This window comes from Bacillus sp. FSL M7-1345 (assembly GCF_038006985.1).
Lineage (GTDB): Bacteria > Bacillota > Bacilli > Bacillales > Bacillaceae_G > Bacillus_A > Bacillus_A cereus_U.
In genome coordinates this window covers 194,643-217,997 of record NZ_JBBOWG010000001.1, presented here as the reverse complement: position 1 = coordinate 217,997, position 23,355 = coordinate 194,643, and the positions used below count along the sequence as shown (strand labels likewise).

The following is a 23,355-nucleotide window of genomic DNA, read 5'->3' as shown; positions in this document are numbered from 1 at the left end:
CGGATGAAAAAATGCCTTCTACTTATACATTCTTATCGTTATTTTTCAAATGATAATACTGGTAAGTTTGCACTAATACTATTGTATTTTTCAGGATCAATTCCTTTTATATTCCCGTTATAACCCGTGATTGTTCTACGGTAGTTTAATAGAATGACCGGTGGGTCATCACTTAATTCTTTATACAATTCTTTATAAATAGGTTTACGTTTTTCAATATCAACTGTCTCAATACCTTTTTTAATTAACTCATCTACTTTTGTATTCTTATAACCAAGACTAGCCTCATTGACACCAGATACATATTCACCTACAGTCTCGCTCGGATCAGTTGTAATCGGTGTAGAAACAGAAGCTAAATCATAGTCACCTTTGTTTACCTTCGAAAGCATAGTATTAAAGTCCATAAATTCCGGATTAAATTCTACACCTATCTCTTTATAATTCTCTTTCGCAATTGGAATTAATAAATCACTATCCTTAGCCGAACTTGGGCCGAAATAAGAAAGCTTTAATTTTTGACCATCTTTTTCACGAATTCCATCCGAACCAACTTTCCACCCTGCTTCATCTAATAATTTTTTCGCTTTTTCTTTATCGTATTCATATTTATTAACTCCTTCTTCCGTATAAGCCCAAGAAGTTGGATGGATTGGTACACTAGCTACTGTACCGTACCCTTTTAATGCTGTATCAACATACTTTTGGCGATCTAACCCATAAATAAGTGCTTGGCGAACCTTTTTATCCTTTAAGTACGGCTTATTATTATTCATATAAATATAACTAAATGATGCTGCTGTTTCGATTTGAATATTCGCGAATTGTAAACCTTTCGCTTGTTCAAGAACTTCATCACCAGTACCTAGGCCAGTGTAGTCAACCTCACCTGTTTGGAATAATTGAAGCTTCGTATCACCAGCAGTAATTTTATAAATGAAGTTTGGAATTTTCGGTTTTCCTGCATAATAATTTTCATTTGCTACAAATCGAACTTCTTGACCAGGAATATACTTTTCAAATTTATATGGGCCCGCAGCTATCGGTTTTCCATATAACTCTTTTAAATAATCTAAACTTGTATTTTGTTTATAGTCTTTTCCATAATAAGCTTTTGATAACACTGGGCCACCTAAAGCAGTTAGTGTCTGGGAATTAACTTTTTCAGTCGTAACTTTAATTGTCTGTGGATCAACAACTTGAATTCCTTCAATAGAAGTTGCTTTACCTTCTTTATATTCTTTTCCGCCTTTAACAGCATATTGAGAAATATCCATTTCACCCTCATATGCCTTATCATGTAAAAGCGTCAATGTGAACGCTACATCATCCGCTGTTAACGGTGAACCATCACTAAATTTTAAATCTTTACGTAAATGGAATGTATATGTTAACTGATCAGAGGAAACATCCCACTTCTCAGCTAATTCTGGAGTTGGTTTTCCTTGTTTATCTGTCGATACAAGAGATGCAAAAATAACAGAAGTTACATTTCCATCCCAGCCATTTTGCTGGAAGTATGGTAAAAAGACACCACCTGGTTTACTAATCCCAACAACTAACGTGTCTTTTCGACTTTTTGCTTTGTCAGGCACTTTCGTCTTATCTGTAGCAGCAATCTTTTCGATTTTTATATTTTTTAAATCTTGCTGTTTAACTGGTTCTGTAGAAGCCGTATCCTCCTGTCCCCCGCAAGCAGATAACACAAACGAACTACTCAGTAATACTGAAAATAAACCAGCCCATTTTTTTGTCTTTTTCTTCATTGTCCCCACCCTAACTTTTTTTTAATAATTACACCTTATGAACTGCTTGCCTTATGTATGCCTCCCACAGCAACATTTTATAGCCAATCGGAAAAGTCGGTTTTCAACGTAAAAAAACAGATGTTTTTGAGGGGTAACAATCTTATTCCGACCTTTCCGGTAGACTTTATGGTTATTAGCTTATATCTTTCAGTATATTTTGTCAATTATTTCTATATAAATATTTTGAGAGTTCTCCAAAAATTATTGAGCAATATTCAATTTAGGTAAACTTAACAAAATACCGTTGTAGTTGTCTTCTTGTAATCCTTGAATTCGTGCATTATGTGCAGATACGACTTTACTATTGTTTAAGAAAATAACAGGTGGATCTTCACTTAACTCTTGATATAGTTTTTTATAGATTTCTTTTCGTTTTTCAATATCCAATGTTTCTAATGCCTGCTTAGCTAATTCATCTACTTTCGGATTATGATATCCATCATAATTACGCTTACTTGTCGAAACAAACTCCTCAATTGTTCCGCTCGGATCATCAATCATCGGTGTGGAGACCATCGCTAAATCATAATTTCCTTTAATTACCTTGGAAATCATCGTATTAAAGTCCATGTATTCAGGGTTGAAATCTACCCCAATCTTTTTATAATCCTCTTTCATAACGGGGATCATCACATCATTGATTTTACTTGCAGAAGAAGCAAAATAACTTACCTTCAATTTTTGGCCATCTTTTTCACGAATACCATCTGACCCAGCTTTCCAGCCAGCTTCATCGAGCAATTTCTTCGCTTTTTCTAAATTATATTCGTATTTATTGATTCCTTCTTCTGTATACGCCCACGAAACTGGTGTAATTGGTACATTAACAAGTGAAGCATAACCTTGGAAATACGTATCAATTATTTTTTGGCGCTCTAATCCGTAAATAAACGCTTGGCGTACACGTTTATCTTTAAAGTGTGGCTTCTTATAATTCATTTTAATATAGCCGTAAGAACTTCCTGTATACACATTAATATTAGCGAAACCTAGCTCTTTTAATTGCTCAATCGTTTCCGCATTTGTCGTGAAGCCATCATAATCTACTTCTCCCGCTTGAAATTGTTGCAAATTCGTATCACCTTTTGTAATTTTATAAATAAAGTGCTCAATCTTCGGTTTACCTTCAAAATAATTTTCATTTGCTACAAAACGAACTTCTTGACCTGGAATATATTTATCTAGTTTATAAGCTCCTGCTCCCATCGGTTTTCCGTATAACTCTTTTAAATACTCTAAATTTCCTTGCTTATATTCTTTACCGTAATAAGCTTTTGATATAACTTCTCCACCAATTAATGATAATGTTTGGGCATTTACCTTTTCAGTTGTAATCGTAATTGTTTTCGGGTCGATGACTTGAATCCCCTCAATAGATGTAGCCTTTCCTTCTTTATATGCTTGCCCACCCTTTATTGCTGTTTGACTTATATCAGTTGCTCCGCTATATGTCTGGTCATGTAGTAACGTTAATGTAAATGCTACATCGTCCGCTGTTAACGGCGAACCATCACTAAACTTTACATCATCTTTCAAATGTAACGTATATGTAAGCTGATCCTCCGAAATATCCCACTTCTTCGCTAGAATCGGGATTGGTTTTCCTTCCTTATCCAGCCCAACAAGAGGAGCAAAGATAGCTTGCGTTATATTGCCATCCCATCCATTCTCCATGAAATGCGGAAGGAATATCCCGCCAGGGCTCGGCATTCCAATTACAAAAGTATCTTTTCTTTCCTTTGCCTTTGCTGGACTTTTTACTTTGTCACTCGCTTTAATAAATTCATCTTTCACTTTTGGCATCTTTGTTGCTTTATTTGTACTTGTCTCTTCTTGAGCGCATCCTGCTAATAAAACCGATGTACTAAGAAACGTAGCAAATAACCCTTTAAAGACCTTTCGCATAATTCTCACCCTTACTTTCCTATTTTCTAATTGAGTAGTAACATAAAGCTCCTTTCTGTAACTATTCTTATTTTTCATATAAAAATAGTATGAATTAATTTCAAGATTATTCCTTTTCACTAGTTATGTCAATCCTGGCTAATTGATTTCTTTCAAAAAATAAAAAACACCTTCTATTACCTAATAGTCCCGCATAGAATAATAACAATTAACTACCAAGAAGGGGGCGAAAATATGGACAACCTATTCCAATATGTCCTGCACTATGTATTATTAACAATCATGATAGTCGGGGCGTTATTACTATTCCCTTTCTTCCCAAAGTTCGTCCTCTTTTTAGCTTTTTTTATTATGCTCGGGATCGCTATTATAATTTCAACGAGGGAAGATACCACACAAAAAGAAAGCAGAGTTCAGCGCGTAAAGCTGTAACTCTGCTTTCTTTTTTATCTTCAATCCCCAAGTCTCTATTACACACACTTATGTCTTGGGAAATAATTAGCCAATACTTTTGTAATTACTCTTATCAAAAACACTTCTAGTAACGTTTATTTTCCTTCTTACCATTTCATATGTTTCTCAACCTATGAAAATTGCGTAACAAAGATTTATCAAAATTACTGTTTCACGTGAAACACATTTTTTATTTATCCCGCATTAACGGGCAGTAAAACTCCCACCTCAAAATTCGGCTGGAGTAAAGAAATTAGATGGGGGATTAACTGCCCGTAAACGCCCGATTGGTTCAACTAATAATCAGTGGGGGATGAACACCCCCCACTGATTAAAGTTTCACTTTATCCTTTACGTAAAATATTATTATAAAAAAGAAAGCTAATCCCTTCAGCAAAACTGAAAGGAATTAGCTTTCTACTCTTTACTCCACAATATTCTCTAACTCATTATATAACTCCGCTCGTAAAAACTCTTTTTTCGTTTTTTCTTCATACAATTGTTCAAGCATTTCAACATCAACTACATGTTCCATTTTACATTCAAGTGCATATATATCTTCTTCTATATGCATTAACTCGCTTTCAACTTCCTCTAAATTCCTAGCCTTCTTCTTTTTTATAGGCATTACTTCTAACGCTCTATTCCCTTGCTGTTGCTGTTGCTGTTGCTGCTTCTGTTTTGCTACTTGTTTCTCAATTCTTTCTTCCCACTTTTGACGAGCCCATGCATAGTTCCCTGCAAACTCAAATAATTTGTGCTCATCAATCCAATATGTCTTTTCAAACAATTTATTTAAGAAATAACGATCATGTGAAACAGCTAAAATCGTCCCGTTATATTGTTCAAGGGCTTCCTCTAAAACTTCCCTTGATTCAATATCAAGATGATTCGTCGGTTCATCTAAAATGAGAAAGTTAACATCTTGATACATAAGTTGCGCGAGTCTTAACCTCATTTTTTCTCCACCGCTAAGTTGCGTTACTTTCTTAAAAACAGCTGGACCATAAAATAAAAACCGAGCTAATATATGTCTTGCTTCTCCCTCTGCTACAGCTACACACTCTCTAAAAGCTTCCAATACATTGTTCTTCATATTCCCGTACGCATGTTGCGATAAATAACCGATTTTCACACTACTACCAATCCGAATTTCACCAGTATCTTGCTTCATTTCTTCTAGTAGTAATTTTAATAACGTAGTCTTTCCTGTACCGTTACGTCCAACGATAGCTGCGCGCTCCTGAAAACGAATATGCAAATTTACTTTCTCGAATAAAGATCTGTCAGCAAATCCTTTACTCACTTCTTTCATTACAACAACATCTTTCCCGCTTCTCTCTTGCCCTTCAAACTGAAGTCCCATCTGTTTTCTATCCAAAATGGGTCTCTTTAGTTTCTCTATGCGCTCTAATGCACGTTCCATATTTCTCGCTCTCTTATGCAATCCTTCATTCGGCGGATTCGCTTGATTTGCCCATTCACGTAGGCGCTTAATTGCTTCTTTCATTTTCTTTATTTTCTTTTGCTGTTCTTGATACGCTTGAAATTCTTGAAGCAATCTTTCTTCCTTTTCCTCAACAAACTGTGAATAGTTCGTATGATATACGTGAATTTCTCCATCTTCTAAATCAAAAATTTTCGTTACAACTTCATCAAGGAAATAGCGATCATGCGAAATGACCATAACTGTTCCTGTATATTCTTTTAGAAATTGCTCTAACCACTCGACTGCAAATAAGTCCAAATGATTTGTTGGTTCATCTAACAAAAGTAGATCTGGTTTCTGCAATAGCATATACGCAAGGCTTACTTTTGTTTGTTCTCCACCACTTAACTCCATAAATGATCTTGGAAATAGTTCCGTCACCTGTAGACCATTTGCTACCTTCATAATATTCGCTTCTATTTCATAACCACCGAGAAACGCGTACCTTTCTTGAATTACTCCGTATCTCTCCATCAATTTTTGTAAAGCAGATGATTCCTGTTCTTCCGCCATATTTTTTTCTAAAGCATGCATTTCTATCTCCAACTCTTTTTCCTTTTTAAAAGCGGAGCTTAATACATCATATACATTCATTTCATTATTAAATTTTGGAATTTGTGCTACATGACCGATGCATGTACCTTTCTTCATATGAATGGCTCCTGCATCCAAACTCTCCATTCCTGTTAGAAGCTGAAAGATAGTTGTCTTCCCACTACCGTTACGACCAACTAATCCAATACGTTCTCCATTCTTTATTTCAAGCGATATATTTTCAAATATGATGTTTCCACCAAAAGATTTCTTTACATTATTTACACTACAAATTGTCATTTTCCGTACTCCTTTCAATATAAAAAACCATGGGAAAGAAACATTCCCCATGGTTTTTGTCATAGAAAAAGGAAGCCAAATAGCTCCCTTTTCACACGTTTATCAAAAATGGGTGAAGAGACTTCTATCGTTCAATAGCTACTATGCAATTGTTAAAAAAGGGCATACGTATCCCGTTAACAACTGCATCATGAAAAATCGCACGACAAATATAGATATAATCTAAAAATTTTGCGCGCGTAGCTAAAGAACATTTCATCTCATTCACTCCTTTCGTACGGAATTTAATACTTACTTCTTTATTATACTTCCCCGATTTATGTTTGAATAGTCATTTTTCTGAAAATAATGAAGATAGACTAAACATTTCAATAAGTGACATCAAATCTTACAAAACTGTTATGTTCACGTAATGGAAAGCGATAGTACGAAAAGATGCCTCCCTATACAATAAAGATGTAAACAAGAGAGACAAAAACAAGGAGGAAACAATCATGATGAAAGAAATCGTAAAAGCAATCTTTGAGGTATTAGTGAACGGACAAGCAGTTGTAAAAGAACTAAACGAACTATAAAAAGGAGGAAAGAACTATGATGAACATGGTAAAAATGATCTTACATGCTTTAGTTGATGCGAAAGCAGTTAGCCAAGAATTAAACCAACAATAAAAAGGGGTATATGAATATGAAGAAAGCCATTATTGTAATCGCAAGTACAGCAATTGCCTTATACACAATAAAAAATAGAAAAAAGAAACAAAATGAAAATGCTCTATATTATCCATACACACTATTAAAGAAAAAATAAAAGACAAGGTACCCTATTGCAATGAGGATATCTTGTCTTTTATTTTTCCCTATTCCCTTTAAAGGATTTCCTTCTCCTTTTCCCGAATGTATTAAGCGGGATTTTTACATATATTTTAAAGGGGCATATACAAATGGATACACAACAACTATATTTTTTAAACGATATCGGTAAACAAAAACCAGAAAGCATTCGGAACAGAAGCGCTGCATGTCCTTTTTGTGACAGAGAAAATTTAACGGATATTTTAGCAACTGAGGGCTCTATTATTTGGTTAAAAAATAAATTTCCTACATTAAAGGATACCTTTCAAACCGTGCTAATCGAAACAGATAATTGCGAAGACCATATCGCAACATATACAGAAGAACATATGAGAAAACTAATTCGCTTCTCTATTCTCCATTGGTTAAACTTACAGGAAAATGAAGAATTCACTTCTGTGATTTTATACAAAAATCATGGTCCATTTTCAGGCGGAAGTTTGCATCATGCACATATGCAAATTATCGGAATGAAACATGTAGACTATCTTGAAAATATTGAGGAAGCAAATTTCCAAGGGGTAATTGTTCAAAAAAATGAACGCATTGAACTCAATATTTCAGAGCGTCCTATTATCGGCTTTACTGAATTTAATATCATCATTGAAGATATTGCATTTATAGATGAAATGGCAAATTATATTCAGCAAACTGTACGTTACATACTGACAGATTTCCACAAAGGGTGTAGTAGTTATAACTTATTCTTCTATCACTTAAACAGGAAAATCATTTGTAAAGTTGTTCCCAGATTTGTAGTTTCACCGTTGTATGTAGGATATAAAATACCACAAGTTTCTACAAAACTAGAAGATGTGAAAATACAACTAGTGCAGTATTTCACGAGAGAAAAGGATGAAATTATTCATAAAAAAACAGAGTAGGTATAGAAAACCTACTCTTTTATTACACCTTTATTTCGATAGTATACATCCTCTAATCCGATGTTATACTTCATATTGTTATCCGTCCACTCTGGTCCTAAATTCCCTGGCCATCCAGATGTATTCGCTATATATTTCAGTAATGCAAAATCAGTCAAACCTTTTTGCACCCCGCGCTTATAACCTTTCATTAAATGCGGCATTGCAATTTGTGCATTTATACGTGGATCTTTCAGCTCTTCATCAGTTAAATGATCTGGCGCAAGCCCACCACCGCGGTGTAATTGAAACAATCCGAATGAAGTTCCGTTATCTCCAACACTTCTTGGATTTAACCTACTTTCATGTTCGGCAATTGTAAGAGGTATCCATTCCGGAAGGTTTACTTTCTTTGCTTCCTCTATAATGATTTGTTTCATCTGTTTTACTTCTTCTGAATCAACATAGCTTGTTTCATTCATTAGCTTACCCATTCCTTCAGACTTTCCTTGGAAATATAAATACACTCCAAGAACAACTAAAAATCCTACAAAGAATTTCTTCACTACCTCTACCTCTTTCTCCGCTGAAATTTGTCCCCCTTCAGCCTTCCCTTTACAATTACCTACACTCTATCATTCTCTTACCCTTCAATCATAGCAAATAACTATACATATTATCATCATGCTTTAGACCGATTTTGCGAAAAAACAGTTGGTAAATACGTACAAAAATGTAACTTACATGGACTACAACTCATTTATTGTATATAATTGTAAATTGAATTCTATATAGACTAGGAGCATATATAAATGAAAAAATTCCTACTACTCTTTTTTAGCATTTTACTACTCTTTCCTATACATATCTCTGCACAAACATCATCCAAGCCAAAAGTACTTATTTTGTATAGTACAGAAAACAACAAAATTACAAACAATGTACAAATCCTTAATACTCAGTTAGGACACTTTACAAATAATATAACAGTAAAAAGTTTAAAAGAAATGAATGAAACTACTAACTCATCTTCTTATACACATATTGTTTATATTGGAGAGAAAAAAGAAGATTTTTCTACTAAAGCAAAACAATTTCTAGAAAACTTCTCGGGTCCAGTATTAGTTTTAGGACAAAATGTTGAACAATTATCTAATCGTTTTTCTTTCATTACCTCGAAAGAAACCGATATACGAACTCACACTATAGAATATCCGACTCACCAGTTAAAAAATGAATTACATGAAGAACGCTTAATGAAGAAGGTTGAAACAAAAGGAACAGCTCTTGCTTACGCCTTGAGTGCCGATGGAACCCATCCGTTAATCGTTCAGCAAGGAACATCATATTATGTTGCAACTCCGAACCTTTTTGATTGGATGTCCCATTACGTCGGTGAAATGCTATTTTCTTACTTCGAACAAAAGCCTATGACAAATAAAACTACAGCTTATTTACGTCTTGAAGACGTTCACCCAGCTGTAGATGTAAAGCAATTAAAAGAAATCGCTGAATTACTAAAAGAGAAAAAGCTCCCTTATATGATTACCGTTATCCCTGTTTACAAAGATCCAGACACAGGAAAAACAGTACATTTAAAGGATAACTCTGAATTAATCGATGTTTTACGCTTTATGCAAGATAATGGTGGCTCTATCGTTATGCATGGTTACACACATCAGTTTTATGATAGTGAAACTGGCGAAGGTTTTGAATTTTGGGATGTAAAAACTGATCAACCAATTCGTCAACCGAACCATGAAAAACCAAAAACAAAAGACGATTTCCAATCTACAGAAGACTATAATAAATACGTTAAAAACGGAAAAGCCTTTGAAGAAAAGTATATTAAAGAGCATATTGAAAAAGGGATTACAGAGCTTGTAGAAGCTAAATTGTATCCAGTTGCTTTTGAAGCTCCGCACTATACAATGTCTCAAAAAGGATATGAAATACTATCACAATATTTTTCAACTTATGTAGGACAAATACAACTAAACGATACAACTTGGAAATCGATGCACTCACCGGCTTATATAAGTACACCTTCATTTTTACATGGGATGAAATTAATTCCTGAAACTGTTGGCTTTATTGAAGAAGATAAGCCACAAGCTATAGCAAAAATGAAAGAACGTGCTTTATCTGTCGAAAAATTATCCGATGGAATTATCGGTGCATTTTATCATCCTTACTTGGGCGTTACACCATTAAAAGAAGTATTAAAAGAACTAGAAAGTATTCCAAACATAGAGTGGATTGATTTACAAAAAGAAACGAATGAAGTAAAAATGAAAGATATTCATATTACTACTAATAAAGACGGCATTCATGCTGAACAGCCAACAAGTGCGAAGGACATAATTGATTATATAAAACAACATGGGTTCTTCCTTATAATTGGGTTCATTATAATTGTCTTTCTTTTATTATTAAGACGCGCGAAAAAATTAGAGTCATAATAAAAACACCAAGCGAGATGCTTGGTGTTTTTTGCTATCACTCAATAACTTGATAAAATCGCACCGTATTCTCATATATTTGCTCTGCAACTTTCTCTACAGACATTCTTTTTATTACACTAATTTCTTGTAATACATCTTTAATCATTTTAGGGTGCGTCATAACACCATCTTGAAATTCCCATGGCCCATCTGTTTCTACCATCATATATTTTAAAGGATAATACGAAACAATTTTTCTACTTTTCTCCTTATGTAAAACATCCGGTGTGATAGAAATATAATAACCGTTCCTCATCATCCGTTTCATTGTCGCTTCACTTCCTTTAAACCAGTGAAAGTGTGCACGTACAACTTTATATTCTTCAAGTAAATCACATACAATATCAGCGTCTTCATAAACTGCGTGTAATACAATCGGTAAATCATACTCACTAGCTAGTTCAACAAATATTTTTAACACCACTATGTATGGATCTATAGCAATATCTTCATCTTCTTTCCTTAAGTAATATGGTAATCCCACTTCACCAATTGCAACGATTCCCTCAACATGATCTTCAATTAATTTATAAATTTTCTCACATTCCGCTTTATTAATTGGCTGTTCCGGATGAAAACCTATTGCTGGATGTATAAAAGGATATTGCTTTGCTAAAGATAGAGTTTCTAGACATGATTGATAATTCATAGATACTGCAATAAGCCCTTGTATCTCTTTACTGTTTTCCACATCTATAAGTAATCTACTTTTCTCTTCATTCTCATATTGATCAACATGTATATGGCTATCAATCCATTTCATCTTTATGCCCCCATAAAAAAAACAAGAAAGGGTCTCCCTTCTTGTTTTATCATCTATATTAGTTAACAATTAAATTTGTTATTATATCAAATAATCCAATACATACTATGGCAACAGTAAAGTAGCTACAGAAATCTTTAATTGGAAACTTCACTACTTCTTCTTTACGCATCCCAGTTTTCTCCCTTCTTAATATATCCCTAATTATTTTTTATCTATTTGTATCTATTATGCAAAAAATATGACAAAATTACTATCGAATTAACTTACGTAAACCTTACAATATTGTAAGGTTTAAAAAAAGCCCTCACCTTAAGCTAAGATGAGGGCTATTCAAAGTTAGTTGGTTTTTCGTTCTTCATTAACATTACGAATCAGAAAGTAATACAGTAAGACTTTCTAGTTATAATATATTATATTCACTATCTTCTAACTATCGAATTACATTACAGGATACTTACATGTTTGTAAGATATGTGTAATGTAATTCGATAGTTTCCCTTACCTATATCTCGTACAATAAGGTTAGAAAGTAAGCCAAATAAGAAGCATACTCACATAACCAAATTACATTGCCGGTAGCCCAATCTTCTTATACTTTCATTTTTATTACTGCAATGTGTCCCCTTCCCCTTTATATAAAAAACCCCCTAGTTTATACGAACTAGGGGGTTTTTTTATGAGTCAAAAATATACCCCCACCTAGTATTTTTCCTTTCGACAAAAAATAGATGGGGGTATATTTTCGCTATCTCATCACCAAAAGTTTACTCTTCGCATTTATAGGAATACTTGTAGTCTCAATCTCTTCAATTGACTCACCGTAACGCCCTTTTGCGAACACCTTTAACGCTTCGTCTCTCTTTAACATATGTTTAACAGTTTTCTTTATTTTTTGTTCTCTTCCACGTTCATCAAATGCAATAAATTCATATTCATACCATTCATCACCGACATGCTGACCAATCGTATCCACAATTGTATAGTATTCTTTCGTCGTATAAAGCGGATTATATTTATCGATAACCGGTCCAAGTTTTGTAGGTAGCAATACTACTACTATCGTCACCATAGCTATCACAGTAGTAATCATTTTTTTCTTCATAATACTGATCTTCCTCCTCTGCAGGATACTTATACATCCATTCTAAAGAGCAGGAATTTAATCTACCATTCAATCCCATTACATTACCCTTACATTTTTGTAAGAATAAAGTGAAACTTTAATCAGTGGGGGTTTTGTTCATCCCCCCACTGATTATTAGTTGAACCAATCGGGCGTTTACGGGCAGTTGATCTCCCACCTAACTTCTTTGCTCCAGCTGAATTTTGAGGTGGGAGTTCTACTGCCCGTTAATGCGGGATAAAAAAAAGATGAACGAATTTTCTCGTTCATCTTTTAGCTTGCTTTAAAGCCACCGCCAAGTACATCACGCACATCGTGAATGACAACGAAGGCATCTTCATCAACTCTACTAATAACTTGCTTTAACTTAACAAGCTCTTGTTTATTAATAACGACATATAATACTTCTTTATTTTTACCAGTATATCCGCCGCGTCCTTCTAATACAGTGACACCGCGTGTCATGTTTTTCGTAATAGTCTCTCGAATTAAGTCTGGTTGATTTGAAATAATCGTAACAGCTGTTTTTGTATCCATACCTTCCACGATGAAATCAATCACTTTCGCTCCGACAAATACAGCAACAAGCGTATACATTGCCTTTTCTTGTCCTATTATAAATACAGAACCAGCAATTACAATAATATCAATAATAAGTACGCCTTTTCCAACACTCCAACCTAAATATTGATTTGCTAACTGTGCTAAAATGGCTGATCCTCCTGATGTACCTCCAGCTTTGAACATACACCCTAATCCGATACCTACAAATACACCCGCGAATAAAGCGGCTAATAGCGTATCGCTGTTTACTTGATACTGAATATGTTCTGTAACATATAAAAACAAAGATGTTTCTACAATCCCTAAAATTGTATAAACCATCGTTTTCTTATCAAAAAATTTATAACCAATAGCTAATAAAATTGCATTCAAAACAAGATTCGTAATTCCTGGTGACCATCCAAATAAATAATAAGTAACAACCGTTAGACCGATGATTCCACCTTCTGATAAACGGTTTGGAATTGCGAAGTAATTAATACCAATTGCAAATAGTAATGAACCGATTGTAATTAATGCGATTTCCTTTATACGTTGATTAACCATAGTTCATCCCTCCCCCCATTTGACATTGTATCACTATCTCCTAGAGGTTTAGAAGTGGTTTTTATTACGCAATTCTTCTCATAACAGTAAGGTTATTATGTTTAAACAAACGCCTGATTAATTATTCATATTTGCTCTAACTGTACGAGCGAAGCGTTCCACATTACCTTTCTGAATATACTTAGCTGTCACCGTTTCCTGCTTGCAAGTAAATACTAAATGCGGATGAGAATTTATGTCGTCTATATGCAAATACGAATACTCTTCAAATGTTGCAGGATAGTAAGGAAATTCCCCGTAAAAAAGGAGACGTCTAGTAGTAGCAATAAAAATCCCATGCCGATATGATAAGGTAAAATCATCTTTCTCAAATATACCTATCACAAATGCTAAAATTTGTTCATCATCCTCTACATATTTTTTCATACTTAATAAAAGCTCATTCATGCATATTCCTCCAAATTCTATTCATTGTTTTAACACTTGAAAAGAATCCATGGATTATTACAGACCGGTGTAACTCTTTTATAAAGTATGAAACGGGTTTCTTGTCAAAGACATTTCAAAAAATAATCCGTTATGCGATTATACACATAACGGATAAATACTAAACCGTGGAGCGTTCCACAAGTTTATACGGAATTTCCATCTTTTCTTGTTTAGAACTCTCATCACTTACTTGCCTATAAAACATTTCAAAAGCCGTCTTACCTATTCCCTTTAAATTTTGGTCAATGGTTGTCAGTTGTAAAACTTGAGAAATCGGTTGATTATCAAAACCAATAATCGCTAAATCTTCAGGAACTTTAATACCTAATTTTTTAACTTCTGTCATGATCCCAATAGCAACTTCATCCCCTGCCACTATTAATGCTTCAGGAGGATTCTCCATCTCCTTGAATTGATGTGCAACTCTTACACCATCTTCTAATGTAAAGCATTCTGTGAAAATCCGATCTTCCATCACTTCTTCATCTATTAATTGTAGCTGTTGTTTATAAGCATCAAAACGTTTCTTACTACTTGGCCCTAACTTTCTTCCCGTACAATATCCAATCTTCTTATAACCTTTTTCAATAAGGTAACTCATCCCTAATTGAAAGGCATTAAAATGATCTGTATATACACTCGATATGCTTTCAATATCATTATCCTCACAAGCAATAACCGCCCCATATGCTGCATAAGGCTCTATAATTTCCCACTCATTGGCACGAGAACAAATGATAAGACCGTCTAGTTGCTTTGTTTTCAACATATGTAAACTTTTCATTTCTTCTTTTTTATTGTAGTTCGTTTGACAAAGAAGCACTCGATAATTATGAGCTAACGCAACTTCCATCATTCCACCCACCATCGCATCAAAAGACGGATGATTAATATAAGGTAAAATCACGCCAACAATATTCGTCTTCCCTTTTGATAAATGAACAGCATTTGCATTTTGTGAGTAATTCAATTTCTCAACTATTTCTAAAACAACTTTCCTTTTTTCTTCACTTACATATGGATGATCATTTAATACCCTCGAAACAGTCGTAACTGAAACCCCAGCCACCTTTGCAATATCTTTAATATTAGCCATACACTCACCTCTACTTTTAACTTAATAAATCACATGAACATATGTCAAATCTTCTCATCATTACACTTTCATTTGTTTTTCTTACAAAAGTGTAATTTTCCTGTAAGCTAATTCGATAGTGACTCTCCGTAATATTTCATACAATTAAGTCAGAAACAAGGCAACAACTATTCGAAAAGGGGCGGATCTATATGATGAACAAAATGAAAACGAACAATTTCTTAAATACAATGGGCATGGTATTTTCCGCTCCTATCGATGCAAAAGCTGTTGCTTCTACATTAAACAAGTAAGGAGAATTTATAATGAATAACATGACTTTTAACAAATTAGATTTTTTAGGACTAGCTAGCGGCTCGATTCTTCTTACTGCTTTCATTTACGCTGCTACGCTTATATAACTTTGTGTCCCCTTTCCCCTTTATATAAATAATAATAGAAAAGACGACCGTCTATGCCCGGTCGTCTTTTCTTACTTTTAATTTGGCTGTAAAACTTCCTTTAGTTCTTCAAACTTTGCATTTAATTCATCTGTCATCATTTTCATAGCCGTTTTTCGATCTATTTGTTCTTCAGCATCAATTTGAATTGGATCTCCAAAAACTAATTGTGCTTTTTTTCCTTTTATCAATTCTTTTACACTTGATGGGCCAACATAAGCGGCCGGTATTAACGGAACGTTAGAACGCATTGCAATCGTAACAGCCCCAGCTTTTAATGAAACGTCTTCTGATGATCTCGTCCCACTTGGGAAAATCCCTACTACTTTTCCTTCTTTTAATAAACGCGATGGAATTTTCAATGTGCTTGGCCCTGGATTCGCACGGTCTACAGGGAATGCATTTACATTTTTAAAAAACCAATTTTTAAATTTCCCTTCAAACAATTCTTTTTTTGCCATGTAATGAATTTGGGTTGGGTACATTCCTGCAGCTAACATTAAAACGTCCATAAAGCTTGTATGTGTGCAAGCAACAACGTAAGGGCCACCTTCTGGTAATTTCTCTCTCCCTTGTACTTCTACTTTCCCAGCCGTTTTAAATATATATTTCAACGAAAATGTAATTAGTTTATACATTTGTTTCGTTCCTTTCTGAATATCCGAAGTATAATCATTTTCTTATAACGATTATAACACTAAGTTTTAGGAGTTGGTAATAAAAATAAGTATTTATTGTTAAATTTCAATTCTTACAAAAGTGTAATTTTCTTGTAAGCTAATTCGATATTGACTCCCTCCACTATCTTATACAATTAAGTCAGAAAGTAACAACAACCATTTGAAAAGGAGCGGATCTATATGATGAACAAAATGAAAACGAACAATTTCTTAAATACAATGGGCATGGTATTTTCCGCTCTTATCGATGCAAAAGCTGTTGCTTCTACATTAAACAAGTAAGGAGAATTTATAATGAATAACATAACTTTTAACAAATTAGATTTTTTAGGCCTAGCTAGCGGCTCGATTCTTCTTACTGCTTTTATTTACGCTGCTACGCTTATATAAACTTTGTGTCCCCTTTCCCCTTTATCCCGCTATTTGCGGGCAGTAAGACTCCCACCTCAAAATTCGGCTGTAGCAAAGAAGTTAGGTGAGAGATCCACTGCCCGTAAACGCCCGATTGGTGAGGGCCAATAATCAGTGGGGAATGAACAAAATCCCCACTGATTAAAGTTTCACTACATATAGAAAAAGACGACCGTCTATGCCGGTCGTCTTTTTAATTTTTTCTTTCCTTCAATTCTTTTAAAAGCTGTATCAGTTCAGCTTGTTGTTTTATATTCTTACGACCATTTCGATTAATTGCTGCAAGCTCGCAGGCAACTCCAGCAGCAAAGAAAAACAATAAACTTTCTAACATGTAAAAATCCTCCAGTTGCCTATTAAACAGCTTGACGCAATTGCTCTTCTTGTAAAACTTGTTTATTTATATTTTCTTCTTTTCTCTGACAAACATTATTACGAATAAGCGCTGCAATAACAAATAATGTTCCTAATACATCAAATGTCGTTATTTTATATCCTTGCATCATCATAATAACTAAAGTAGTAATTGGCACAAAGTTAATAAATAAAATACCATTAATTGATGATAAGATTTTCACACCGTAGTTCCAAGCAAGTAGTGCTACGATACCTGGTAATGTCATCATAAATAACAAATCATACTTCACAACAGAAATCGTTCCCATACTTGGAACTGATACATATCCAAGTGAGGTAATGATCATAGTTATAATTCCTGTAACTGCTGTCCCAAATACACAAGTTAATGTTGAATAACGTAATGTTGACCAATCGCTACACGTTTGACCACCCATCGTATAAATAACCCAGCCTACAACGCCAACAAATATAAATGCTAGTGAAAACATATTATCTTTCAATGTTAAAAAGAAACTCATATCACCTTTCGTAATAACAAATACAGCCCCTACAAATGCGATAATCATGCTCGTTATCATATACTTCTTCGGCTTTATATTTTTATATCCCCATAAAATACAAATTGAAATCATCGGCATAAGCGCCTCCATAATAGAAGCTACCATTACACCTGATTTTCCCATTAACATTTGTCCTAGAAAAATTAATACATTGTATACGGTAAACGCCATTGTTCCAAAAAAGACGAGTAACTTTCCTCTTCCTTCTAAGCGAAATGCTTTCTTTCCTTCTTTCATGAGCAATAATACAATCAGTACAATTGCTACCGCCCCATAACGAATAAACGAAAAATAAAACGGATCTATGTATTCTAACGCATGATCAGCAACCGGAAACATCGCTCCCCATGACATACTTGCAATTAAACATGCCAACGCACCTATTATCATTTGACTTCTTCTCACCGCAATCCCTCACTTCTTTCTATTTGCACAAAGAGAATTGTAAAAGAAAAAATATATCACGTAAAATGATTCAAAATGATGTTAACTATCATTTATAATGATAGTTAACATCAAGGGGGAGCATACAATGGAATTACGAGACTTACAAATCTTCCAGAGCGTTGCTGACCGAGGTAGTGTAAGTAGCGCAGCAAAAGAATTAAATTACGTACAATCAAATGTAACAGCACGTATTAAACAGTTAGAAAACGAATTAAAAACACCGCTCTTTTACCGTCATAAACGAGGCATGACTTTAACAGCTGAAGGTAGAAAAATGCTCGTCTATGTTAATAAAATTTTGCAAGATGTTGACGAGCTAAAACAAGTATTTTTAGATGGTGAAACACCATCTGGTATATTAAAAATCGGTACAGTTGAAACAGTAAGTACATTACCTACCATTTTGTCTTCTTACTATAAAAGCTATCCAAATGTCGATTTATCATTACAAGCCGGTCTAACGGAAGAACTTATTAGAGAAGTACTCGATCATCAATTAGATGGTGCTTTTATATCAGGACCAATAAAACACCCACTAATTGAACAATACGATGTTAGTACCGAGAAATTAATGCTTGTTACACAAAATAAAGCTTTTCATATAGAAGAATTTACTACGACGCCCCTACTCGTTTTTAATCAAGGATGTGGGTACCGTTCCAAGCTAGAACGATGGCTTAAAGATGAAGGTTTGCTACCAAAAAGAATTATGGAATTTAACATATTAGAAACAATATTAAACAGTGTTGCACTCGGTCTTGGAATTACACTCGTACCACAGTCTGCCGTTCAGCATCTTTCTACAGCAGGTAAAGTACACTGTCATCCGATTCCAGAGAAATACGGTAGTATTTCAACTGTTTTCATACGCCGTAAAGATAGTTACATGACCAATTCGATGCGAAGCTTTTTAAAAACAATTAAAGAGCATCATCACATCAATATGCTTTAAAAGACATTCTTACACGAATGTCTTTTTTTCTTACAAAAGTGTAAGTCTTCCGTAAGCTAATTCGATAGTTGTAATTCATCATCTCCCCTATAATTAAGACATGAAGCAGGGCAACAACAATTCGAAAAGGAGCGGATACGCATGATGAACAAAATGAAAACAAACAAATTTTTCAATACAATGGGCATGGTGCTATCCGCACTTATCGATGCAAAAGCAGTTGCAACTACATTAAACAAATAAGGAGAGATTATTATGAACAATATTACATTTAACAAATCAGACTTTATCGGACTCGCAAGTGGCGCAGCTCTTCTTACAGCTTTCATTTACACACTTGCTCAAAGTCTCGTTTAACAATTTGTTTCCCCAACCCCCTTTATATAGAAAAGGCTGCTCGTCTTATAGACAAGCAGCCTTTTAGTTTGTTTCATATATAATTTGGCCTGTTTTGCTTATATCATATCCACCAATTGCTTTTAATTCATTGTGAAACTCTTCAGATTGCAAAATCCCTTTTATAACCTCAATAAGTTCCTCATTTTCTTTATTCTTCAGAAGTACTAAATCATACTGCTCTTTCATTATCGGAATAAAGTCTACGTTCACAATTTGGGAAAACTTTTCTGAACCTACCCCAACATCAGCTTTTCCATTCGCGACTTGCGAGGCAACACCAAGATGATTCGATTCTTCCCATTCATACCCGTTAATATCTTTACTTAATTTTTGAATTCGCAATTGCTCATCCACTAACACCCTAATACCAGAACCTTTTTCTCGATTTACAAATCGTATAGATGACTGAGCTAAATCAGCCCATGTTTTTATATTTTGTGGATTCCCTTTTTGCACATAAAACCCAACATTTCTTGCTAATAAATTAATCATAATATATGGTTGTCCAACTAAAATACGCTTTACGTACGGAACATTATATGTACCTGTTTCGCCATCAAATAAATGCAAGCTAACGACGCTTCCTTCTCCTTGGTACATCTTCACTAAACTCGTTAAACTACCTTGATATGCTCTTAATATATTAGAATTTGGCAGACGATTTTCTATATGTTTTGCCAACATATCTAACGTTAGTTCTTGACCACTAATGATGCGTGTATTCGAACTACTAATTTCGTACTTCTTTACAGAAGTAAATTGCACCTTACCTGTTTTCATTTGCTTGATATATTGTTCTAAATCCGCTGCATCAATACGCATTTGTCTACCAACCCTATAAGAAGGAAGTTCTCCTTTTTTAATTAGGTCGTATACAGTTAATTTTGATACTTTTAATCGCTTTGCTACTTCTTCCGTTGTGTAGGAATGATGATCCATAGACGATTCCTCACTTTCTCCCTTCATTGTAACAAAGAAAAGAATATTTCTCCTAGTTTTTAAAAACAACTATATCGTTCAAATTATATTCAATTATAACTAGTTATAATTAGTTATATTTAGTTATAATTAATTTAGTAAACGAAGGGGGATTTTTTATGAACAAATTTACATTACGATCCATTGGGGTACTTATACTTTCTTTTCTTCTTATATTCAGTGTAGCTTGTTCAAGCGAAGAAAAGTCAGCTGCTAAAGAGGGAGAATCAGTGGAGCTGACTATATCAGCGGCTGCAAGTTTACAAGATGCATTAAAAGAAATTGAACAGCAATATAAAGAAAAAGAACCAAACATTAAGCTTTCTTTTAACTTCGGTGCTTCTGGTGCACTTCAACAACAAATTGAACAAGGTGCGCCTGCTGATTTATTCTTCTCTGCAGCAGAAGATAAATTCCAAACCCTTGTTAAAAAAGGATTCATTAATGAAAAAGAAGGGAAAAACCTTCTTGGAAATGAACTAGTTCTAGTCGTTCCAAAAGATAGTTCTCTTACAAAATTTCAAGATTTAAAAGATGAGAAAATCAAGAAAATCGCACTTGGTACACCCGAATCCGTACCTGCAGGAAAATATGCAAAAGCTTCTCTCACACATGAAAATCTTTGGAATGACGTTCAAAATAAAATCGTATTTACAAAAGATGTTCGCCAAGTGTTAACATATGTAGAAACAGGTAATGTTGATGCTGGTATTGTATATAAAACAGACGCTCTCGTTTCAGACAAGGTGAAAATTGTAGAGGCGGCAGCGGCTAATTCTCATGAGCCAATCCACTATCCTTTAGGTGTTATAAAGGAATCTAAGCATAAGAAAGAGGCGACTTCATTCTATGAATATTTACAGTCAAAAGATGCACAATCTATCTTTAAGAAATATGGATTTACACTCCTGCCATAATTGCTATGAGCTTTGATACAATTTTGTCACCTGTCTTTCTATCTTTACGAGTAGCTGCGTGCGCCACCATTATCGTTACGATTCTGGGAACGATTATTGGACGAGCATTAGCGCGCTCCTCGTGGCGATATAAAGTACTACTAGAAACTATTTTCTTATTACCAATGGTGCTTCCACCAACTGTTATCGGCTTTTTTCTAATTATCATTTTCGGAAATAACAGTCCCATTGGAAAGTGGATTGAATCATTATTTCAGCAGTCCATTATGTTTACATCTACTGCTGCTATCATTGCTTCTACAGTTGTTGCATTTCCGCTCATGTACCAATCAGCAAAAACAGGATTTTCTATCGCAAATGTACAAATTGAAGATGGCGCGCGCGATCTTGGTGCAAGTGAATACCAAGTTTTTCTACATGTCACACTCCCGCTTGCATTTCCTGCGTTACTAAGTGGTATGATTTTAAGCTTTGTTCGCGCACTTGGTGAATTTGGTGCAACTTTAATGTTTGCAGGAAATATACCTGGCAAAACTCAGACGATTCCAACGGCGATTTATATGGCTATTGATGCAAGTAATATGCAACTAGCTTGGACACTTGTAATCATAACGATTAGTATGTCCCTTCTATTCTTACTATGTATTCAACTCATTAATAGCAGAATTACTACTTCTTAAAGCAACTTTCGACAAAAGTTGCTTTTTATTTCCCGAAAAATAAAATGATTTGATTAATGACTGAATTTTACCTCTTATTTAAATATACATTTTATTTGAATTCACTTTCTAAAATAGGTAATTTCCTGTTATTATATGAAAGTGTTTCAAAAAATGAAGAAATGAAAACGCATTTATATCGTGAATTCTTCATCCTGTTTTAGCGATCGGTAATCTTCTACTCTATTAGTGGGGCATTACCGATCGTTAGAACGATATGTAATTATATTGGTATAGAAAACCGAAGGGAGTCTTGTAATGGACATTTTATTAGCGCTTCTTCCTGCAATCGCATGGGGAAACATCTTATTAGTAAGCGTAAAAATGGGCGGTGGTGCATATAGCCAAACGGTAGGTATGACAATCGGTGCTCTATTCTTCGCAACAATTATGTATGTATTTACTCAACCAACTTTAACAATGACAGTCTTGATTGTTGGCTTTATTTCAGGTTTATTCTGGGCTTTAGGACAAGTAAACCAATTAAAAACAGTTGAAAAACTAGGTGTTTCAACTACTGTAACTATTTCTACTGGTATGCAACTTGTTGCAACTTCTATCTTTGGCGTTATCGCTTTTCGTGAGTGGACTACTACTACAACGATTGTTCTGGGAACGATTGCAATCCTATTAATCGTAGTTGGTGTTGTATTCACATCACTAGATGATAAAGAAAATGCACAGCCACCGGGACAATTGAAAAAGGGACTTCTTACTTTAATTGTTTCTACTTTCGGTTATCTTGTATATGTAATTATTATTCGTTGGTATAACATTGATGGTTGGTCTGCTATTTTACCACAGGCAGTTGGTATGTTTGTTGGTGCGGTTGTACTGACATCTAAACATAAACCATTTAACAAATATGCAATGCGTAATGCTTTATCTGGTTTACTATGGGGAACAGGAAACTTATTCTTACTTCTTTCATTACCACGTGTTGGAGTAGCAACAAGCTTCCCATTATCTCAAACTGGAATCGTTATCTCAACATTCGGTGCGATTGTCTTCTTAGGTGAAAAGAAAACAAAACGTCAATTGATCTTTATTGCACTAGGTAGTGTTTTAATTATCGGCGGCGCTGTATTGCTTGGTATGACGAAAGCATAAGCTTATAATTTATCAATCCCTGAAGCATAAATGCTTCAGGGATTTTTGATTATAACTATTTTTCAAATATAATAATCTTCATAGCCCTTT

The 23,355-nt window shown here is 34.4% G+C and carries 25 protein-coding genes; 11 read left to right on the top strand and 14 right to left on the bottom strand.

Annotated elements, in window-relative coordinates; genetic code table 11:
- Positions 1–38 precede the first annotated feature (38 nt).
- Both MHB76_RS01240 and MHB76_RS01235 read right to left on the bottom strand, forming a co-directional pair.
- Positions 39–1,766, bottom strand: coding sequence for an ABC transporter substrate-binding protein (locus MHB76_RS01240; RefSeq protein ID WP_002159549.1), 1,728 nt, complete (start codon positions 1,764–1,766; stop codon positions 39–41).
- Between the two features lie 243 nt (positions 1,767–2,009).
- Positions 2,010–3,713 (bottom strand): ABC transporter substrate-binding protein, encoded by a 1,704-nt coding sequence (locus tag MHB76_RS01235; RefSeq protein ID WP_033714552.1) that lies wholly within the window; start codon positions 3,711–3,713, stop codon positions 2,010–2,012.
- Positions 3,714–3,947: 234 nt separating this feature from the next.
- Between MHB76_RS01235 and MHB76_RS01230 the strand changes: the two genes are divergently transcribed.
- Positions 3,948–4,145, top strand: coding sequence for a hypothetical protein (locus MHB76_RS01230; protein WP_000369259.1), 198 nt, complete (start codon positions 3,948–3,950; stop codon positions 4,143–4,145).
- Positions 4,146–4,590: 445 nt separating this feature from the next.
- On the opposite strand, the gene abc-f is transcribed toward MHB76_RS01230, so the two are convergent.
- A complete protein-coding gene (gene abc-f, locus MHB76_RS01225) occupies positions 4,591–6,489 on the bottom strand; it encodes a ribosomal protection-like ABC-F family protein (protein WP_078173589.1) in 1,899 nt (632 codons plus the stop codon).
- Positions 6,490–6,613: 124 nt separating this feature from the next.
- Entirely contained in the window at positions 6,614–6,748 is a 135-nt protein-coding gene (locus MHB76_RS01220; RefSeq protein ID WP_000650295.1) for an RAxF-45 family protein, read from the bottom strand.
- Positions 6,749–7,168: 420 nt separating this feature from the next.
- Here MHB76_RS01220 and MHB76_RS01215 point away from each other — a divergent pair, with 420 nt between their 5' ends.
- Together MHB76_RS01215 and MHB76_RS01210 are read left to right on the top strand one after the other, a co-directional pair.
- Positions 7,169–7,297 carry a hypothetical protein gene (locus MHB76_RS01215; protein ID WP_002029408.1) on the top strand — a complete coding sequence of 43 codons (129 nt, stop codon included), beginning with the start codon at positions 7,169–7,171 and terminating at the stop codon, positions 7,295–7,297.
- A gap of 133 nt (positions 7,298–7,430) precedes the next feature.
- Positions 7,431–8,225: a DUF4931 domain-containing protein gene (locus MHB76_RS01210; protein ID WP_016103348.1), complete on the top strand. Its 795-nt coding sequence runs from the start codon at positions 7,431–7,433 to the stop codon at positions 8,223–8,225.
- A gap of 11 nt (positions 8,226–8,236) precedes the next feature.
- On the opposite strand, the gene MHB76_RS01205 is transcribed toward MHB76_RS01210, so the two are convergent.
- Positions 8,237–8,770, bottom strand: coding sequence for a transglycosylase SLT domain-containing protein (locus tag MHB76_RS01205; RefSeq protein ID WP_002159554.1), 534 nt, complete (start codon positions 8,768–8,770; stop codon positions 8,237–8,239).
- A gap of 246 nt (positions 8,771–9,016) precedes the next feature.
- On the opposite strand from MHB76_RS01205, the gene MHB76_RS01200 reads away from it, so the two are divergent.
- Positions 9,017–10,666, top strand: coding sequence for a DUF2334 domain-containing protein (locus MHB76_RS01200; RefSeq protein WP_078173588.1), 1,650 nt, complete (start codon positions 9,017–9,019; stop codon positions 10,664–10,666).
- Positions 10,667–10,703: 37 nt separating this feature from the next.
- Here MHB76_RS01200 and MHB76_RS01195 read toward each other — a convergent pair whose 3' ends face one another.
- The 5 genes from MHB76_RS01195 to MHB76_RS01175 all read right to left on the bottom strand — a co-directional run bounded on the left by MHB76_RS01195 (position 10,704) and on the right by MHB76_RS01175 (position 15,292).
- The gene (locus MHB76_RS01195) at positions 10,704–11,471 is read right to left on the bottom strand and encodes a TatD family hydrolase (protein WP_078173587.1); all 768 of its coding nucleotides are present in this window, start codon (positions 11,469–11,471) and stop codon (positions 10,704–10,706) included.
- A 748-nt stretch (positions 11,472–12,219) separates the two neighbouring features.
- The gene (locus MHB76_RS01190) at positions 12,220–12,576 is read right to left on the bottom strand and encodes a YxeA family protein (RefSeq protein WP_078173586.1); all 357 of its coding nucleotides are present in this window, start codon (positions 12,574–12,576) and stop codon (positions 12,220–12,222) included.
- Positions 12,577–12,870: 294 nt separating this feature from the next.
- Entirely contained in the window at positions 12,871–13,707 is an 837-nt protein-coding gene (locus MHB76_RS01185; protein WP_016103344.1) for a YitT family protein, read from the bottom strand.
- Positions 13,708–13,824: 117 nt separating this feature from the next.
- A complete protein-coding gene (locus tag MHB76_RS01180) occupies positions 13,825–14,154 on the bottom strand; it encodes a PH domain-containing protein (protein ID WP_078173585.1) in 330 nt (109 codons plus the stop codon).
- Between the two features lie 160 nt (positions 14,155–14,314).
- Complete coding sequence (locus MHB76_RS01175) at positions 14,315–15,292, bottom strand: LacI family DNA-binding transcriptional regulator (protein WP_340985484.1); 978 nt, start codon at positions 15,290–15,292, stop codon at positions 14,315–14,317.
- 305 nt (positions 15,293–15,597) lie between these two features.
- On the opposite strand from MHB76_RS01175, the gene MHB76_RS01170 reads away from it, so the two are divergent.
- Complete coding sequence (locus tag MHB76_RS01170) at positions 15,598–15,693, top strand: DUF3948 family protein (protein WP_002124767.1); 96 nt, start codon at positions 15,598–15,600, stop codon at positions 15,691–15,693.
- A gap of 77 nt (positions 15,694–15,770) precedes the next feature.
- Here MHB76_RS01170 and MHB76_RS01165 read toward each other — a convergent pair whose 3' ends face one another.
- Entirely contained in the window at positions 15,771–16,370 is a 600-nt protein-coding gene (locus MHB76_RS01165) for a lysophospholipid acyltransferase family protein (RefSeq protein ID WP_016103340.1), read from the bottom strand.
- A 336-nt stretch (positions 16,371–16,706) separates the two neighbouring features.
- Here MHB76_RS01165 and MHB76_RS01160 point away from each other — a divergent pair, with 336 nt between their 5' ends.
- Positions 16,707–16,802: a DUF3948 family protein gene (locus MHB76_RS01160; protein WP_078173584.1), complete on the top strand. Its 96-nt coding sequence runs from the start codon at positions 16,707–16,709 to the stop codon at positions 16,800–16,802.
- A gap of 214 nt (positions 16,803–17,016) precedes the next feature.
- Here MHB76_RS01160 and MHB76_RS01155 read toward each other — a convergent pair whose 3' ends face one another.
- A complete protein-coding gene (locus tag MHB76_RS01155; RefSeq protein ID WP_002151322.1) occupies positions 17,017–17,157 on the bottom strand; it encodes a YrzO family protein in 141 nt (46 codons plus the stop codon).
- Positions 17,158–17,179: 22 nt separating this feature from the next.
- Positions 17,180–18,148, bottom strand: a complete 969-nt coding sequence (locus tag MHB76_RS01150) for a DMT family transporter (RefSeq protein ID WP_078173583.1) — start codon at positions 18,146–18,148, stop codon at positions 17,180–17,182.
- A 127-nt stretch (positions 18,149–18,275) separates the two neighbouring features.
- Here MHB76_RS01150 and MHB76_RS01145 point away from each other — a divergent pair, with 127 nt between their 5' ends.
- Both MHB76_RS01145 and MHB76_RS01140 read left to right on the top strand, forming a co-directional pair.
- On the top strand, positions 18,276–19,142 hold the full coding sequence (locus MHB76_RS01145) for a LysR family transcriptional regulator (protein WP_016103332.1): 867 nt from the start codon (positions 18,276–18,278) through the stop codon (positions 19,140–19,142).
- Between the two features lie 255 nt (positions 19,143–19,397).
- Positions 19,398–19,499 carry a DUF3948 family protein gene (locus tag MHB76_RS01140; protein WP_002091422.1) on the top strand — a complete coding sequence of 34 codons (102 nt, stop codon included), beginning with the start codon at positions 19,398–19,400 and terminating at the stop codon, positions 19,497–19,499.
- 63 nt (positions 19,500–19,562) lie between these two features.
- Here the strand turns inward: MHB76_RS01140 and MHB76_RS01135 are convergent, their stop codons facing one another.
- Positions 19,563–20,507 (bottom strand): substrate-binding domain-containing protein, encoded by a 945-nt coding sequence (locus MHB76_RS01135; RefSeq protein ID WP_033710535.1) that lies wholly within the window; start codon positions 20,505–20,507, stop codon positions 19,563–19,565.
- Between the two features lie 131 nt (positions 20,508–20,638).
- Here MHB76_RS01135 and modA point away from each other — a divergent pair, with 131 nt between their 5' ends.
- The 3 genes from modA to MHB76_RS01120 all read left to right on the top strand — a co-directional run bounded on the left by modA (position 20,639) and on the right by MHB76_RS01120 (position 23,265).
- Positions 20,639–21,436 (top strand): molybdate ABC transporter substrate-binding protein, encoded by a 798-nt coding sequence (modA, locus tag MHB76_RS01130; protein ID WP_002113379.1) that lies wholly within the window; start codon positions 20,639–20,641, stop codon positions 21,434–21,436.
- A 5-nt stretch (positions 21,437–21,441) separates the two neighbouring features.
- A complete protein-coding gene (modB, locus tag MHB76_RS01125; RefSeq protein ID WP_002151307.1) occupies positions 21,442–22,116 on the top strand; it encodes a molybdate ABC transporter permease subunit in 675 nt (224 codons plus the stop codon).
- 297 nt (positions 22,117–22,413) lie between these two features.
- The gene (locus MHB76_RS01120; RefSeq protein WP_002113377.1) at positions 22,414–23,265 is read left to right on the top strand and encodes a GRP family sugar transporter; all 852 of its coding nucleotides are present in this window, start codon (positions 22,414–22,416) and stop codon (positions 23,263–23,265) included.
- The last annotated feature ends 90 nt before the right edge of the window (positions 23,266–23,355 follow it).

Excerpts from the sequence above, each read along its gene's own strand:
- MHB76_RS01240 (WP_002159549.1), bottom strand. The coding sequence starts at position 1,766 with ATGAAGAAAAAGACAAAAAAATGGGCTGGTTTATTTTCAGTATTACTG.
- MHB76_RS01235 (WP_033714552.1), bottom strand. The coding sequence starts at position 3,713 with ATGCGAAAGGTCTTTAAAGGGTTATTTGCTACGTTTCTTAGTACATCG.
- MHB76_RS01230 (WP_000369259.1), top strand. The coding sequence starts at position 3,948 with ATGGACAACCTATTCCAATATGTCCTGCACTATGTATTATTAACAATC.
- abc-f (WP_078173589.1), bottom strand. The coding sequence starts at position 6,489 with ATGACAATTTGTAGTGTAAATAATGTAAAGAAATCTTTTGGTGGAAAC.
- MHB76_RS01220 (WP_000650295.1), bottom strand. The coding sequence starts at position 6,748 with ATGAAATGTTCTTTAGCTACGCGCGCAAAATTTTTAGATTATATCTAT.
- MHB76_RS01215 (WP_002029408.1), top strand. The coding sequence starts at position 7,169 with ATGAATATGAAGAAAGCCATTATTGTAATCGCAAGTACAGCAATTGCC.
- MHB76_RS01210 (WP_016103348.1), top strand. The coding sequence starts at position 7,431 with ATGGATACACAACAACTATATTTTTTAAACGATATCGGTAAACAAAAA.
- MHB76_RS01200 (WP_078173588.1), top strand. The coding sequence starts at position 9,017 with ATGAAAAAATTCCTACTACTCTTTTTTAGCATTTTACTACTCTTTCCT.
- MHB76_RS01195 (WP_078173587.1), bottom strand. The coding sequence starts at position 11,471 with ATGAAATGGATTGATAGCCATATACATGTTGATCAATATGAGAATGAA.
- MHB76_RS01190 (WP_078173586.1), bottom strand. The coding sequence starts at position 12,576 with ATGAAGAAAAAAATGATTACTACTGTGATAGCTATGGTGACGATAGTA.
- MHB76_RS01185 (WP_016103344.1), bottom strand. The coding sequence starts at position 13,707 with ATGGTTAATCAACGTATAAAGGAAATCGCATTAATTACAATCGGTTCA.
- MHB76_RS01180 (WP_078173585.1), bottom strand. The coding sequence starts at position 14,154 with ATGAATGAGCTTTTATTAAGTATGAAAAAATATGTAGAGGATGATGAA.
- MHB76_RS01175 (WP_340985484.1), bottom strand. The coding sequence starts at position 15,292 with ATGGCTAATATTAAAGATATTGCAAAGGTGGCTGGGGTTTCAGTTACG.
- MHB76_RS01170 (WP_002124767.1), top strand. The coding sequence starts at position 15,598 with ATGAATAACATGACTTTTAACAAATTAGATTTTTTAGGACTAGCTAGC.
- MHB76_RS01165 (WP_016103340.1), bottom strand. The coding sequence starts at position 16,370 with ATGTATAAACTAATTACATTTTCGTTGAAATATATATTTAAAACGGCT.
- MHB76_RS01160 (WP_078173584.1), top strand. The coding sequence starts at position 16,707 with ATGAATAACATAACTTTTAACAAATTAGATTTTTTAGGCCTAGCTAGC.
- MHB76_RS01155 (WP_002151322.1), bottom strand. The coding sequence starts at position 17,157 with ATGTTAGAAAGTTTATTGTTTTTCTTTGCTGCTGGAGTTGCCTGCGAG.
- MHB76_RS01145 (WP_016103332.1), top strand. The coding sequence starts at position 18,276 with ATGGAATTACGAGACTTACAAATCTTCCAGAGCGTTGCTGACCGAGGT.
- MHB76_RS01140 (WP_002091422.1), top strand. The coding sequence starts at position 19,398 with ATGAACAATATTACATTTAACAAATCAGACTTTATCGGACTCGCAAGT.
- MHB76_RS01135 (WP_033710535.1), bottom strand. The coding sequence starts at position 20,507 with ATGAAGGGAGAAAGTGAGGAATCGTCTATGGATCATCATTCCTACACA.
- modA (WP_002113379.1), top strand. The coding sequence starts at position 20,639 with ATGAACAAATTTACATTACGATCCATTGGGGTACTTATACTTTCTTTT.
- modB (WP_002151307.1), top strand. The coding sequence starts at position 21,442 with ATGAGCTTTGATACAATTTTGTCACCTGTCTTTCTATCTTTACGAGTA.
- MHB76_RS01120 (WP_002113377.1), top strand. The coding sequence starts at position 22,414 with ATGGACATTTTATTAGCGCTTCTTCCTGCAATCGCATGGGGAAACATC.